The organism is Lysinibacillus sp. UBA5994 (genome assembly GCF_002429725.1).
In the GTDB taxonomy this organism is placed as follows: domain Bacteria; phylum Bacillota; class Bacilli; order Bacillales_A; family Planococcaceae; genus Lysinibacillus; species Lysinibacillus capsici.
Genome location: NZ_DJAU01000002.1, coordinates 168606 through 182096 on the forward strand (window position 1 = coordinate 168606; position 13491 = coordinate 182096).

At 38.2% G+C, this 13491-nt stretch carries 13 protein-coding genes; 3 read left to right on the top strand and 10 right to left on the bottom strand.

Annotated elements, in window-relative coordinates; all coding sequences use genetic code 11:
* Nucleotides 1–38: 38 nt before the first annotated feature.
* Both dltC and dltD read left to right on the top strand, forming a co-directional pair.
* Nucleotides 39–272, top strand: a complete 234-nt coding sequence (gene dltC, locus B3D98_RS01110) for a D-alanine--poly(phosphoribitol) ligase subunit 2 (RefSeq protein WP_016994756.1) — start codon at nucleotides 39–41, stop codon at nucleotides 270–272.
* Nucleotides 269–1444: a D-alanyl-lipoteichoic acid biosynthesis protein DltD gene (dltD, locus tag B3D98_RS01115; protein WP_288579804.1), complete on the top strand. Its 1176-nt coding sequence runs from the start codon at nucleotides 269–271 to the stop codon at nucleotides 1442–1444. The genes dltC and dltD overlap by 4 nt, the downstream gene beginning before the upstream one ends.
* A gap of 402 nt (nucleotides 1445–1846) precedes the next feature.
* Here dltD and B3D98_RS01120 read toward each other — a convergent pair whose 3' ends face one another.
* The 10 genes from B3D98_RS01120 to B3D98_RS01165 all read right to left on the bottom strand — a co-directional run bounded on the left by B3D98_RS01120 (nucleotide 1847) and on the right by B3D98_RS01165 (nucleotide 11983).
* Nucleotides 1847–2377 (bottom strand): DUF6241 domain-containing protein, encoded by a 531-nt coding sequence (locus tag B3D98_RS01120; RefSeq protein WP_048390887.1) that lies wholly within the window; start codon nucleotides 2375–2377, stop codon nucleotides 1847–1849.
* Nucleotides 2378–2687: 310 nt separating this feature from the next.
* On the bottom strand, nucleotides 2688–3980 hold the full coding sequence (eno, locus tag B3D98_RS01125) for a phosphopyruvate hydratase (protein WP_288579807.1): 1293 nt from the start codon (nucleotides 3978–3980) through the stop codon (nucleotides 2688–2690).
* Nucleotides 3981–3982: 2 nt separating this feature from the next.
* A complete protein-coding gene (gene gpmI / locus B3D98_RS01130) occupies nucleotides 3983–5524 on the bottom strand; it encodes a 2,3-bisphosphoglycerate-independent phosphoglycerate mutase (protein ID WP_288579809.1) in 1542 nt (513 codons plus the stop codon).
* Nucleotides 5517–6278 carry a triose-phosphate isomerase gene (tpiA, locus tag B3D98_RS01135; RefSeq protein WP_048390882.1) on the bottom strand — a complete coding sequence of 254 codons (762 nt, stop codon included), beginning with the start codon at nucleotides 6276–6278 and terminating at the stop codon, nucleotides 5517–5519. Before tpiA ends, gpmI begins: the two co-directional genes overlap by 8 nt.
* A 19-nt stretch (nucleotides 6279–6297) precedes the next feature.
* Nucleotides 6298–7482 (bottom strand): phosphoglycerate kinase, encoded by a 1185-nt coding sequence (locus B3D98_RS01140; protein WP_026023505.1) that lies wholly within the window; start codon nucleotides 7480–7482, stop codon nucleotides 6298–6300.
* Between the two features lie 542 nt (nucleotides 7483–8024).
* Nucleotides 8025–9041 carry a type I glyceraldehyde-3-phosphate dehydrogenase gene (gene gap, locus B3D98_RS01145; RefSeq protein WP_004228061.1) on the bottom strand — a complete coding sequence of 339 codons (1017 nt, stop codon included), beginning with the start codon at nucleotides 9039–9041 and terminating at the stop codon, nucleotides 8025–8027.
* A gap of 126 nt (nucleotides 9042–9167) precedes the next feature.
* A complete protein-coding gene (locus tag B3D98_RS01150) occupies nucleotides 9168–10220 on the bottom strand; it encodes a sugar-binding transcriptional regulator (protein WP_048390878.1) in 1053 nt (350 codons plus the stop codon).
* A 175-nt stretch (nucleotides 10221–10395) separates the two neighbouring features.
* Nucleotides 10396–10518 (bottom strand): hypothetical protein, encoded by a 123-nt coding sequence (locus tag B3D98_RS01155; RefSeq protein WP_004228055.1) that lies wholly within the window; start codon nucleotides 10516–10518, stop codon nucleotides 10396–10398.
* A gap of 261 nt (nucleotides 10519–10779) precedes the next feature.
* Nucleotides 10780–11013, bottom strand: a complete 234-nt coding sequence (locus B3D98_RS01160) for a glutaredoxin family protein (protein WP_048390876.1) — start codon at nucleotides 11011–11013, stop codon at nucleotides 10780–10782.
* A gap of 52 nt (nucleotides 11014–11065) precedes the next feature.
* Complete coding sequence (locus tag B3D98_RS01165; RefSeq protein WP_054549561.1) at nucleotides 11066–11983, bottom strand: DMT family transporter; 918 nt, start codon at nucleotides 11981–11983, stop codon at nucleotides 11066–11068.
* Between the two features lie 122 nt (nucleotides 11984–12105).
* Between B3D98_RS01165 and B3D98_RS01170 the strand changes: the two genes are divergently transcribed.
* On the top strand, nucleotides 12106–13476 hold the full coding sequence (locus B3D98_RS01170) for a PLP-dependent aminotransferase family protein (protein WP_115673015.1): 1371 nt from the start codon (nucleotides 12106–12108) through the stop codon (nucleotides 13474–13476).
* Nucleotides 13477–13491 lie beyond the last annotated feature (15 nt).

A 13491-nucleotide genomic window follows, 5' to 3' on the forward strand; every position in this document is an offset into this window, starting at 1 on the left:
AGGGCTATAAGAGCCTGTTCACTAAAGGAGAATTATTAATGGATCAACAACAAGTTTTAGAAATGCTAGTCGAGTTATGTGAAGATGAAATTATTGTAGAAAATCCAGATATTGATTTATTTGAAGAAGGTTTACTAGATTCGTTTGGGACAATTAATTTATTAGTTGAAATTGAAAACCGTTTTAATATTTCTGTCCCTATTACTGATTTCAATCGTGAAGAATGGAATACGCCTAATCGAATAGCAGGGAAATTAGCTGAAAGACAATGATCAAAAAAGGCTTTCTTTCTTTATTTATTGCATTTGCTCTTTTTACTGGCTTTGTCTTTTTTCCTAATGCTTGGATTAAAGCATGGATATCCAATGAGGATGTGGAGCAAGCCAAAACGAACATGTCTCCACTTGTATTTCAGGGCACATATTTACAGGAGCGAATGTTGCAGGAGCCTAATTCCATGCCACTTTATGGCTCCTCGGAATTAAACCGTTTTGATCCGTTCCATCCATACAATTATACGCGAGCAACTGATGCTCCGTATTCGACATTTATGATTGGGCGTGGAGGCATGCAGTCCATTACTCACTTCTTGAATTTCGCAGCACAAGAAAAGAATTTAAAGGATAAAAAAGTGGTCTTTATCATCTCCCCTCAGTGGTTTACAGAGAAGGGCATGGGTGAATTTCACTTTTCACCGAATTATTCCATGTTACATGCTTATGATTTAGCCTTTAATCAGGAGATGGATGCCAACCTTCGTAAAAGAGCAATGGAGCGCCTACTTGAATTTGATACTGTCAAACGAGATCGCCTCTTAAAGACCATGTACCAATATCAAATGTCTAACGGCAAGGAAAAACCAATTACTGGACGTATGGCCATGGTCGCGGGGCGTTTCCACAAGGAGTTACTAGAAAAGAAGGATTTATATTATTCCATTTTCCCACGTAAAGGTCATGCATTAAAAAGTAATGACAAGCTGATTGCCAATCAAAGCTTTGAGCAACAAATGCAGCATGCAGAGGCATATGGGGAGAAGCGTGTATCCAACGACTATATGATTGAAGATCGCGCCTATCAGCGACTTGTAAATGCTAAATTTTCAAAGTTTAAAGATATACGAAAAAAAGAGGATTATACAAACTCTCCTGAATATGAGGATTTCCAACTAGTTATCGATGTTTTAAAGGATGCAGGTGCCAAACCACTATTCGTCTCCATTCCAGTTAATGGCTATTGGTATGATTATAATGGCTATCCTGAGGAACGTCGTCAAAAGTATTACGATAAAATGGAGCAAGTATTAAAGGATGCAAAGGTTGCCTATGTTGATTTTTCAGATCATGAATATGATCCTTACTTTATTATGGATACGATTCATATTGCCTGGAAGGGCTGGGTCTATCTCGATCAAGAACTAGATCAGCATTGGTCACAGCCATAACAATAGTCAGGACAGTCTAATATTAGTAGACTGTCTTTTCTTATTATCGTAAGAGACCTTTTATGTAAAGCGCCATTTGCTCACTTATCTCATTTAGGTTTTTCAATAGCTTCACTAAATTGTTGAACCTGCTCTGTATGATCATTTGAAGCTACTTCAATTTGCTCCATGCTTTCCATAAGTGCTTGAATATTACTCGTAATCGTTTTAGAGAGGTTTCAATTTGTTCTGTTGCTGTAGCTGTCTCACTAGAAAGCTTCCTTACCTCTTTGAAACCTGCACCGTATTGGCCTGCCATGCCGCTTCACGTTAATCTTTTTTATATGTTAAAATGCCTCAAAGTTAATTCAAACTTTGAGGCATTTTTTGAAATTCGTCTATTTAGCTTTCGCAAAATGGTATTCAATATAAGTCATATTCTAAATTGTGTTGAATATAAGCTTGCTCTTCAGATGGAGTTAATAGACGAATTGCTTTCCCTGAAGCTTCTTCATCGCCGCCTTGCATTTCCCATATGGAATTGTGGTCGTCAACTGCATTTGAAAAATCACCCTTCGACCATCTTTCCAATATTGAAATGTAAAGCTCTTTATATTTATAATTGCTTTCTTTGGCTATAGCTAACAATCGGTCAACCTTTTCTTGTGTTATTTGCTCGTGACCCCATTTTATTTCCGCTTCAACCTTCTGATGAGACATACTATGAATGGTTTCGTTCATTTTGTGTTCTATTAAGTCATCTGGATATAATTCATTTTCTTTTTTTAGAACAGTTCCATCCTTAGAAGTTACTTCAACATATCCAGCGATTGTTTTTTCTTCCTCGGGAGTAGATTTATTCATATGCTCAGTGAATTTGATGTAACCAAATGCTCCACCGAAAATAATTAATATTACAATGATACTAATAACCGATTTGGTTTTTCTCTTCATGTTATTACCCCTCAGTAATTTTTTATCATTATGTAAATATGGTTGATATTAGTTAATTAGGTTAAATAATAACAGAATGTTGTAATAGGTTTCAATGAATAGATACTTAATGTCCACCGCTTTCGGTTGTTCTAATTGAATAGGCTTACTCTGTAATTAGATAAGTAACTAAAAAACCCCCAATCTACAAGTGTTTATCACACTTATAAATCAGAGGTTGAAGCAATACATAAGCCTAAATGTACAACATGGTTCAAATATAAAAGCTGTGTATTACTAAATTCAAAGTATTTTCTCTTCAATCAAATACTTATTTTAAGTTATAGAATGAATTTAAACCAAGATACTCTGCTGTTGAACCAAGTTGATCTTCGATGCGAAGAAGTTGGTTGTATTTAGCTACACGGTCTGTACGTGATGGAGCACCTGTTTTAATTTGACCAGCATTTGTTGCAACAGCGATATCAGCAATTGTCGCATCTTCTGATTCACCAGAACGGTGAGAAATAACCGCTGTGTAGCCTGCACGTTTCGCCATTTCGATCGCTTCAAATGTTTCAGTTAACGTACCGATTTGGTTTACTTTGATAAGGATGGCATTTCCTACGCCTTGCTCAATACCTGCTGATAATTTTTTCGTATTTGTTACAAATAGGTCATCACCTACTAATTGTACGCGATTGCCGATACGGTCTGTTAATAGCTTGTGTCCAGCCCAGTCGTTTTCGTCTAAGCCATCTTCAATTGAAATGATTGGGTATTTATTTGTTAACTCTTCGTACCAATCTACCATTTCCTCAGAAGTTTTGACAACACCTTCACCATCTAAGTGGTATTTGCCATCTTCTTTATTGAATAGTTCAGAGGATGCTACGTCCATTGCAAGTTTCACTTCGTCACCTGGTTTGTAGCCTGCTTTTTCAATCGCTTCTAAGATCACTGTAATTGCTTCTTCGTTAGAGCCTAGGTTTGGTGCAAAACCACCTTCATCACCTACTGCTGTGTTGTAGCCTTTTGCTTTTAGAACAGCTTTTAGGCTATGGAAGATCTCAGCGCCAATACGTAATGCATGACGGAATGATTCTGCACCAACAGGCATAACCATGAATTCCTGAATGTCTACATTGTTATCAGCGTGAGCACCACCGTTTAGGATGTTCATCATTGGTACTGGTAATTGCTTAGAATTGAACCCACCAAGATATTGATAAAGAGGTACATCTAAATAATCTGCCGCAGCATGTGCAACTGCCATGGATACACCTAGAATTGCGTTGGCACCAAGCTTGCCTTTGTTTTCTGTGCCATCTAGCTCGATTAAAGCTTTGTCGATGACTACTTGATCAAGAACAGAATAGTTACCTTCTAATTCTTCCGCAATAATTGTGTTTACATTTTCAACTGCTTTTAATACACCTTTGCCTAGGTAACGAGAGTTGTCACCATCGCGTAATTCTACAGCTTCGTATTCACCTGTTGATGCACCTGATGGTACGATTGCGCGGCCAAATGCGCCTGATTCTGTAAATACTTCAACCTCTACTGTTGGGTTCCCACGTGAGTCTAAAACTTCGCGCGCATAAACTTGTGTAATAAATGGCATAATTAATTCTCCTCTTTTTCAATTAATGATTGTCCTGTCATTTCAGTAGGCTGTGACACCTCTAATAATTCTAACATGGTTGGCGCTAAATCGGCTAAAATACCACCATTTCTTAACATTATATTTGGTTTTGTCACAATTACTGGAACAGGATTTGTTGTATGAGCTGTCATTGGCTCACCTGCTAAAGTTAACACTTCATCAGAGTTGCCATGGTCAGCTGTAATAATAGCTGCGCCACCTTTTGCAAGGAGTGCGTCTACTACTTTCCCTAAGCATTCATCTACTGCTTCAATGGCTTTAATTGTTGGCTCCAGCATTCCACTATGACCAACCATATCAGGGTTGGCAAAGTTAAGAATAATGCCATCAAATTTTTCAGCCGCAATTTCTGCAAGTAAGGCTTCTGTCACCTCATAGGCAGACATTTCAGGTTTTAAATCGTATGTCGCCACCTTGGGAGAAGCAATTAAAATACGTTCCTCACCAGGGAATTTTTCCTCACGTCCACCACTCATAAAGAATGTAACATGTGGATATTTTTCAGTTTCCGCAATCCGCAACTGTGTTTTCCCATTCGTCGCTAATACTTCACCAATTGTATTTTTCAAGTTGTCATTTTCATAAGCAACCTGAGCGTTGACTTCATCACTATAGTGTGTGAAGGACACAAATTTTAAATTCTTTGGATGATTTGCAGATATAGCAAAGCCATCGAATGCTCCATTTGTAAAAACTGTTGACAGCTGAATGGCACGATCGGGACGGAAGTTAAAGAAAATCACTGCATCATGATCGCCAATTGTTGCTACTGGCTCACCATGCTCTTGAATGCTAAATGGGATGACAAATTCATCTGTTACCTCACGCTCATAGGATGCTGCTACACCACTTTTAGCACTTTCTGCTGTTTGACCGACGCCATCCACCAGTACATTGTAAGTCAGTGCCACACGATCCCAACGTTTATCGCGATCCATTGCATAGTAACGTCCATGAATAGAAGCAAATTGCCCTATGCCTATTTCAGCCATTTGCTTTTCCGTTTCTTCGATATAGTCTAATGCTGTTGTTGGACCAACATCACGACCATCTAAGAAGCCATGTATATAAACTTCCTCTAATCCTTGCTGTTTAGCTAGCTTTAATAGTGCAAACATATGCTCATAATGACTATGAACACCACCGTCTGATAATAAGCCCATAACATGTAGCTTTGACTGATGAGCTTTCACATGTGCTACTGCATCTAAAAAGGCTTGATTCGTGAAGAAATCTCCATCACGAATAGATTTATTTAAGCGTGTTAAGCTTTGATAGACGATACGTCCTGCACCGATATTTAAGTGCCCCACCTCAGAATTCCCCATCTGTCCTTCAGGTAATCCAACGGTTTCTCCCGCTGCTGTTAATGTCGCATGAGGAAATTGATGCCAATATCGATCAAAATTTGGCTTATTGGCCTGTGCTACTGCATTCCCGAATGTTTCATCTCGAAATGCAAAGCCATCTAAAATAATTAATGCTACTGGCTTTTTAGGCATTTGCTGCCGCCTCCAATAATGTTAAATAAGATTCTGGTTGTAAGCTTGCTCCACCAACTAAAGCACCATCAATATGTTCTTTGGATAAAAGCTCCTGAATGTTATCAGGCTTAACACTGCCACCATATTGAATGCGCACGGCATTCGCAGTTTCAGCATTATATAGCTCTTCTACTACTGCTCGAATCGCTCCGCATACTTGATTTGCATCGTCTGCCGTAGCCGTTTTACCAGTACCAATCGCCCAAATCGGTTCATACGCGATGACCATGTGCTCTACTTGCTGTGCTTCAAACCCAGCAAGTGCTGCTTTAATTTGGCCAGCCACTTTTTGCTCTGTTGTGCCTGCTTCACGTTCTTCTAGTGTTTCGCCACAGCAAATAATAGGTACGATAGTATGTGCAAGTGCTGCTGCTACCTTCTTATTAATCGCTTCATCTGTTTCATTGTAGTATTCGCGACGTTCAGAGTGTCCTAAAATGACATAGTCAACATCCACACTTGCTAGCTGTGCTGGACTAATTTCACCCGTAAAAGCACCTTCATTTTCATAGTGCATAGTTTGTGCACCAATTGCCAGCTCTGACTCACTAGCAACTTGCACAAGTGTAGGTAGGTAAAGAGCTGGTGCGCAAATAACAGCATCTACTTTGTCATTGGAAGGAAGTTTTTCTTGTACAGCATCTACAAACTGAATAGCCTCTTCAAATGTTTTAAACATTTTCCAGTTACCTGCAATAATTGGTTTACGCATCATTTTGCCTCCGATTAGCTTATTTATCGTTTAGTGCTACAATCCCTGGAAGCTCTTTGCCTTCCATTAATTCTAAGGAAGCACCACCACCTGTAGAAATATGATCCATCTTATCTGCTACTTCAAATTTTTCAACTGCTGCAGCTGAATCACCGCCACCGATTACTGTGTAGCCAGCTGTTGTTGCCATTGCATCAGCAACTGTTTTTGTGCCGTTTGCAAATTTGTCCATTTCAAAGACACCCATTGGTCCATTCCAAATGATTAATTTAGAGTTTTTGATAACTTCTGCATAGTTTGCAGCCGTTTTAGGTCCAATATCTAGACCCATCCAATCAGCTGGAATAGCATCTACATCAACGATTTGTGTTTCAGCATCCTGTGAAAATTCATTTGCCACAACAGCATCGACTGGCATATGTAATTGCACACCTTTTGCTTTTGCCTTCTCAATAAAGGACTTTGCTAGCTCAATTTTATCTTCCTCTAGCAATGATTTACCGATATCGTGGCCTTGTGCCTTAATAAATGTAAAGGATAAACCACCACCGATAATTAAGTGATCTACTTTTTCTAAAAGGCTTTCAATAACACCAATTTTATCTTTTACTTTGGCACCACCAATAATGGCTGTAAACGGATGCTCAGGGTTAGACAATGCCTTACCTAGTACATCTAATTCCTTTTGCATTAAGAATCCAGATACAGCTGGAATATGCTTAGCAATTCCTTCTGTAGAAGCATGAGCTCGGTGGGCTGCACCAAAAGCATCATTAACATAAATATCTGCTAGCTGAGCAAATTGCTGTGCTAATGTAGGATCATTTTTCTCTTCACCAGCATGGAAGCGTACATTTTCAAGCAGTAGAATATCTCCATCTTGCATGTTTGCAACGGCTTCTTCCACCGCTTGCCCAATGGATTCATCAAGCTTCGTAACAGGCTTGCCCATTAATTCCGCTAAGCGAATGCCAACAGCCGTTAAACGCATATCCTCTTTTACTTCACCTTTTGGACGACCTAAGTGAGAAGCTAGAATAACTTTAGCACCCTGCTCTACTAAATACTCAATTGTAGGAATAGCTGCACGAATACGCGTCTCATCGGTAATAGCACCGTCTGCCATTGGTACATTAAAATCTACACGTACAAAAACGCGTTGACCCTTAACATCAATATCTTTCATTGTTTTCTTATTTAACATGAAGAAACTCCCTTCAAAGTTTGTTTTAGTCTTACACCCTTGTGTTTTACCCATCTTGGCTCTACACCATGCTTACTAAATTGAATAGTCATTTTGGTAATTTTTCAGCGTCACTATCTCGTGTAAGTATGATTCTCCAACTTTTGATAATGAACCCTAATACTTGTTTTTATAGTAGCAAAAGTTAACTGTTATGTCTTGCAATCAACATGTATCAATTACGCCTCAGCGTAATTGCGTCCAGATTTTTTTGAACTTGCTCGAAACATTCCTCTTCAAAATCTGTGACATTCGCTGAGGCTTTTATCTTGATTCAGTCGGTGATTGAACACCAATGAATCAAGAGAGTCATTTGTGTAATCATCTCATTACCTATAGAGGTGGGGTTTTCTGCTGAATCTAGAAAAAAAGGAGTAAGGGTTATCCCTTACTCCCAATACCCTTGTATATTATATCTATTCGATATTATAAAGGCTATACTTTTTGTACATAAAAAGCAGTAATATGTCACACTTTTTACTCAAAATGTCGAAATATGATACTTATTTATGGTTTAAGCCTTGTTCAGCAATGTATAAAGCTAGGTCCATTAAGCGAGTAGAGTAACCAATTTCGTTATCATACCAAGCTAAAACTTTCACCATTTTGTTTTCTAACACCATTGTTGAAAGGCCATCTACCGTAGAAGAATAATGGTTACCGTTATAATCAATTGATACCAATGGTAGCTCATTGTAATCTAAAATGCCTTTTAATTCATTTTCAGAAGCTTCTTTTAATGCTGCATTAATTGTTTCTTTCGATACATCTGCTTTTAGCTCTACAACTAAGTCAACACATGATACGTTAGGTGTTGGCACACGCATAGAGAAACCATCTAGCTTACCTTTTAATTGTGGTAATACTTTTGATACAGCTACTGCTGCACCTGTTGTTGTTGGAATCATAGACACCGCTCCAGCACGTGCACGACGAGGGTCAGAGTGTGGGAAGTCTAGAATTCGTTGGTCATTTGTATAAGAGTGAATTGTTGTCATCATACCACGTTCAATGCCAAATTTCTCATCAAGCACTTTAGCTACTGGTGCTAGACAGTTAGTTGTACAAGAAGCATTGGAGATCACATCATCAGTTGCTGGGTTATAATCCTCATGGTTTACACCCATAACAAATGTAGGCATTGCGCCTTTTGCTGGTGCCGATAGAATCGCTTTTTTCGCCCCTGCTTCAATATGCTTGCCTACTTCTTCCATTGAACGGAATCGACCAGTACATTCAAGCACTACATCTACGCCTAATTCGCCCCATGGTAATTGGGCAGGATCTTTTTCAGCATATACTTTTACACGTTGACCATTTACTACGAAAGAATCTTCATCTGCATTGACTTCAGCATCATAGATACCGTGTACTGAATCATATTTCAATAAGTGCGCAAGCTGACCAGCATCTGTTAAGTCGTTTACGGCTACTACTTCAAATTCATCATGCTTCATTGCCTCACGAAATACTAAACGTCCAATACGTCCAAATCCATTAATCGCTAATTTTAATGCCATTGTTAATTCCTCCAATAATGTGTGATGTCTGTCTCTATGAATAGAGACATCAAAATTTACTTTATGCTCATTCAAAAAATGCTTTAGCACTTTCTGAGATCGAGTGACATGTTTACAACTTTGCCATCATTCAAGATGCTTATTTTCTATAGAAGATATTTTAGCAGCAATTGCTTTGGCCGCTGCTTCATCTGTTACAAATATGGTTTGCTTAGGTGCTACTTTGAAATAAGAAAGCATTGCATTGACCTTCTGTTTTCCTGCTGCAACAGCAATGACCTGCTCACTGTTTTGTACCTGCTCAAGCTGGATACCAATTGTCCGTATACGATGTACTATTTCTCCATCGGCATTGAAATAATAACCGAAAGCCTCACTCACAGCGCCTTTTTCCTCAAGAATTCGCAAATCCTCAGGAGATGAGTTGCGACGAATCGCCATTTCCTCTGCAGAGCCAATCCCATGAATGACGCAATCTGCTTGATCATAGAAGGCCATCATTTCTGTTACCATCGGCTCTGTTAGCATCGCTTGATAAGCTTGCTCACTTAAATGCTCTGGTAAAAATAAAGTACGGTATTGTGTTTCCATTTGCATGGCAAATGTTGCAACAAGTGTATTGGCCTGCATTTGCATTTCATGTCCAATCCCCCCACGTGCAGCTACAAAAGTGATATCCTTTTGTCCGTCTAAAGGATGTAAAAACTGTGCAAGTGAGGCAACAGATTTTCCACCAGTGACAGCTACAACTTGCTCATCAAAAGCAGCCGACATAAATTGCAATGCTGCTTCTTTGCCTAGCATGCTTAGGATTGTATGATCCTCATTGTAATCACCAGGAACTACGACTACACGTTGAATGCCAAAGTGGCTTTCAAGCACTTTTGCAAGCTGGGTTAAACCAGACCATTCATAAACGATAGCTCTTAATTTTTCAATGACTATATCACCATCATCTGTACATACCATACCCGACTTTTGCGCATCTAATAACCCTTGTTCACGTAAAATATCAGTTTCTTTGCGTATTTCTCTTTCTGTCATTTTCAGTGAATCAGCTAGTGTACGTCGCCCGATTGGTTGCATAAGTTGAACGGCTTGCAATATTCGATATCTTGCTTGCAGAAGCGGATACATTTCAGGAAGTAGCCTTTGCTGTGCCTCTGGAACAGTTAACATATCTATCTACTCCCCTAATTAATAGTGGTGGGTTTGTTTTTAACCCACTTAATTATTTTGTGTCCCACTTATGCTTTTATTATAATATGCATTGTTTTAAAGTGCAAGTAGTTGTATTGTTCTGGATAAAAAAAAGCCTCATAGCTCTAAAAACAGCTACAAGACTTTGTTGAACTTATTTAGTGAAAGATAAAATCGCATTCTTTTTAAAACCTTCTAAAGCTTTTGTTGCTTCAGTTTTATTTGTAAATTCAAAAATACGAACGTCCTTTTTCTCAAATACTGTAATAACCCACATTGTAAAATCTCCCTTCACATCATTCATTTTTGTAATATAACAACCACTAAAATTTGTGATACATTTGCTAAACTGTTTTATAACAACTTCTTACTTGATACCTATTCTACTCCGATTTTTAGGAAAAGAAAGTCTAATGTGAAGGTCTTCACAAACTGTTCAAATTCAAACCGCTTTCATTGAACAATTTGTGAATTGTGAGAATGACAGCTAATAATAAAGTCATTTATACCGTTAATAATTCTTTATACTTTCAGTAGATTAACTGCCTAATCGCTCCATTAACGTGGCATAATCTAAATGACCATACTGAATGACGACACCCTCTTTTTCAACTACCGGAATCATTAGCATATATTTTTCATGTATACGATCATCCTGCTCTATATCAATTATTTCAATATCAAATAGAACATCTTCCTGAACAAGCTTTAATGTCTGTAATCCTTCTACACATAAAGGACAATTCGCCCGACTAAAAAATTGAATCTTCATAGATAGCACCTCCTCCTTTATTATAAACGATGTGGCAATGTAGAAATGGCTACTATTCTTTGATGATGTTTATTTGAGCTGTCTTAGCATCCTTCTTTGTAATGGTTGTATTTTTGCCAACAATGACGGAAATCACGACAATCATTGCCACGACGATCGTAAACCAAGAGATGGATTCATTTAAAAATAGCGTAGCAAAAAGAATCATTAAAAATGGCTGTAAATATTGGATCTGACTAACTCTTGCAATACCTCCTAAAGCCATTCCCCCATACCAAGCAACATATGCTAAAAACTGACTGACAACAGCTAAATATAACAGGCTAACCCACGCTGTAAGAGGGGCATGTAGCATTTCCAAGGAAAATTGGGAAATGACAGGGACAATAAAAAAGGGAGCCGCCATCAAAATAGCCCAAGCAATCACCTGCCAGCTCCCTAATTCCTTCGCTAACTGTCCTCCTTCTGCATAGCTAAGACCTAATATTACAACTGCTGCTAATAATGCTAGATCTGCCATATGTAATTGGCCTAAGCCTAAAAAGCTAGCATAAATAATAACGGCTATAGCCCCAATAACACTCGATAACCAAAACTTAAATGAGGGACGTTCACCTGCTCTGAATAAAGCAAAGCCCGCAGTCGCTAAAGGTAAAAGTGCTAATTCTACCGCTCCGTGAGAAACTGGTAACCTTATCATTGCCCAAGATGTAAGTAAAGGAAACCCTAATACAGCGCCAAAGGATACTATTATCAAGCTTTTAAATTGTCTAGCAGTCGGTAGTCTTTCTTTTCTTACAAGTAAAACAATGGCTACGATGAACGCCGCAATGACAGCTCTCCCCAATCCTACAATCGTCGCTCCAAAATATGGTACAGCTGTACTTGTTGCGGGTAACGTTAGACTAAAGCAAATTACGCCCACAAATCCTAACAGCAAACCTATTTTTTCTTTTCTTTTATCCTGCATGTTCTCATCCTTTCATTTTCCTCTCCATCTGTCCCTGGTATAATCCATAGTAAGTGGCGCTATCTCAAAAATAAACAGAATTTTCTACCAACTGTCCTGGTACAGATAAAGGAGGAAGGATGATGATTGCAAAATATTTAGAAGTTGTAGAGGACATTAAAGAGCAGCTTGCTAATGGTGTGCTCCTTGCAGGCAGTAAACTACCTTCCGTTCGACAACTGTCTGAGCAATTTTCCTGCAGTAAAAATACAGTGATAAGAGCGTATAATGAATTAGAAAAGGAGCATCTTATTTTTTCCAAACCCAAAAGTGGCTATTATGTTGTGAATAACATAGAGCAACCAACTACAAACCAACAAGTTATTGATTTTTTATCAGCTGGCCCAGACAAAAGCATTATGCCCTATATTGAATTTCAGCATTGCATCAATCAAGCTATTGACACATATAAAGAAGAATTATTTAGTTATAGTGATCAGCAAGGGCTTTACTCGCTGCGTGTACAATTGGCTAAGTATCTACAGGACTTACAGGTCTTTACTGAACCTGATCGATTATTTGTTGTCTCGGGCTCACAGCAAGCATTACATTTACTAGCGGCAATGCCTTTTCCGAATGGTAAAAATAATATATTAATAGAACAGCCTACCTATTTTGGTTTTATAGAATCTGTCCATCTGCAACAAGCTACAACTTTTGGGATTGATTTAACAATGGAGGGCATTGATTTAGATCGTCTTGACTATATTTTTCGCAATAATGACATTAAGTTTTTTTATACTGTGCCGAGATTCCATAATCCTCTTGGTCATAGCTATACAAATGACGAAAAAAGAAAGATTGTGGAATTAGCAGAAAAATATGATGTTTATATTGTGGAGGATGATTTTTTAGGAGATTTAGATCCTAATAAAAAAGCGGATCCGTTTTTTTCTTTTAATCCCACTGGCAGGGTTATTTATATTAAAAGCTTTTCAAAGGTATTTCTTCCGGGTTTAAGAGTAGCGACAGTCGTCCTTCCCACTATAATGACAAATCATTTTCTACGTTATAAATTTAGTGCTGATTTCAATAGCTCTGTGCTCTCGCAGGGTGCCTTAGACATTTATTTAAAAAGCGGTATGTTTAATAGTCATATTAAAAAGATTAAAGAGCTTTATGTAAGAAAAATGAGCGTTTTACAGGAGGCTTGCGAATCATTACTTCCCACCTCTACTAACTATACGAAACCAGTATCAGGCTTTTATCTTTCCGTTGTTCTTCCTGATAATGTAAGTGCTAGGCAGGTGGTTCATTTATTAAAGGAAAAAAATATATTGATGGATGACGCTGCTAGAATGTATCTACCAGAATTTAAAAAAGATAATCTTATTCGTTTAAGTATTTCTCAGGTAGATGAACCATTAATTTATACTGGTATTGAGGAACTAGCACTGTGCATTTCATCATTTGAACGTAAAATGCGCTATCCAAATCCCATTCACCTATTGTAATAAAAAAAGGCATTG

What these genes read in the sequence shown, in the direction of transcription:
- B3D98_RS01170 (WP_115673015.1), top strand. Translation starts at nt 12,106, where the DNA reads ATGATTGCAAAATATTTAGAAGTTGTAGAGGACATTAAAGAGCAGCTT.
- gpmI (WP_288579809.1), bottom strand. Translation starts at nt 5,524, where the DNA reads ATGCCTAAAAAGCCAGTAGCATTAATTATTTTAGATGGCTTTGCATTT.
- dltC (WP_016994756.1), top strand. Translation starts at nt 39, where the DNA reads ATGGATCAACAACAAGTTTTAGAAATGCTAGTCGAGTTATGTGAAGAT.
- B3D98_RS01120 (WP_048390887.1), bottom strand. Translation starts at nt 2,377, where the DNA reads ATGAAGAGAAAAACCAAATCGGTTATTAGTATCATTGTAATATTAATT.
- B3D98_RS01155 (WP_004228055.1), bottom strand. Translation starts at nt 10,518, where the DNA reads ATGTGGGTTATTACAGTATTTGAGAAAAAGGACGTTCGTATTTTTGAA.
- tpiA (WP_048390882.1), bottom strand. Translation starts at nt 6,278, where the DNA reads ATGCGTAAACCAATTATTGCAGGTAACTGGAAAATGTTTAAAACATTT.
- B3D98_RS01165 (WP_054549561.1), bottom strand. Translation starts at nt 11,983, where the DNA reads ATGCAGGATAAAAGAAAAGAAAAAATAGGTTTGCTGTTAGGATTTGTG.
- dltD (WP_288579804.1), top strand. Translation starts at nt 269, where the DNA reads ATGATCAAAAAAGGCTTTCTTTCTTTATTTATTGCATTTGCTCTTTTT.
- B3D98_RS01160 (WP_048390876.1), bottom strand. Translation starts at nt 11,013, where the DNA reads ATGAAGATTCAATTTTTTAGTCGGGCGAATTGTCCTTTATGTGTAGAA.
- eno (WP_288579807.1), bottom strand. Translation starts at nt 3,980, where the DNA reads ATGCCATTTATTACACAAGTTTATGCGCGCGAAGTTTTAGACTCACGT.
- B3D98_RS01140 (WP_026023505.1), bottom strand. Translation starts at nt 7,482, where the DNA reads ATGTTAAATAAGAAAACAATGAAAGATATTGATGTTAAGGGTCAACGC.
- gap (WP_004228061.1), bottom strand. Translation starts at nt 9,041, where the DNA reads ATGGCATTAAAATTAGCGATTAATGGATTTGGACGTATTGGACGTTTA.
- B3D98_RS01150 (WP_048390878.1), bottom strand. Translation starts at nt 10,220, where the DNA reads ATGTTAACTGTTCCAGAGGCACAGCAAAGGCTACTTCCTGAAATGTAT.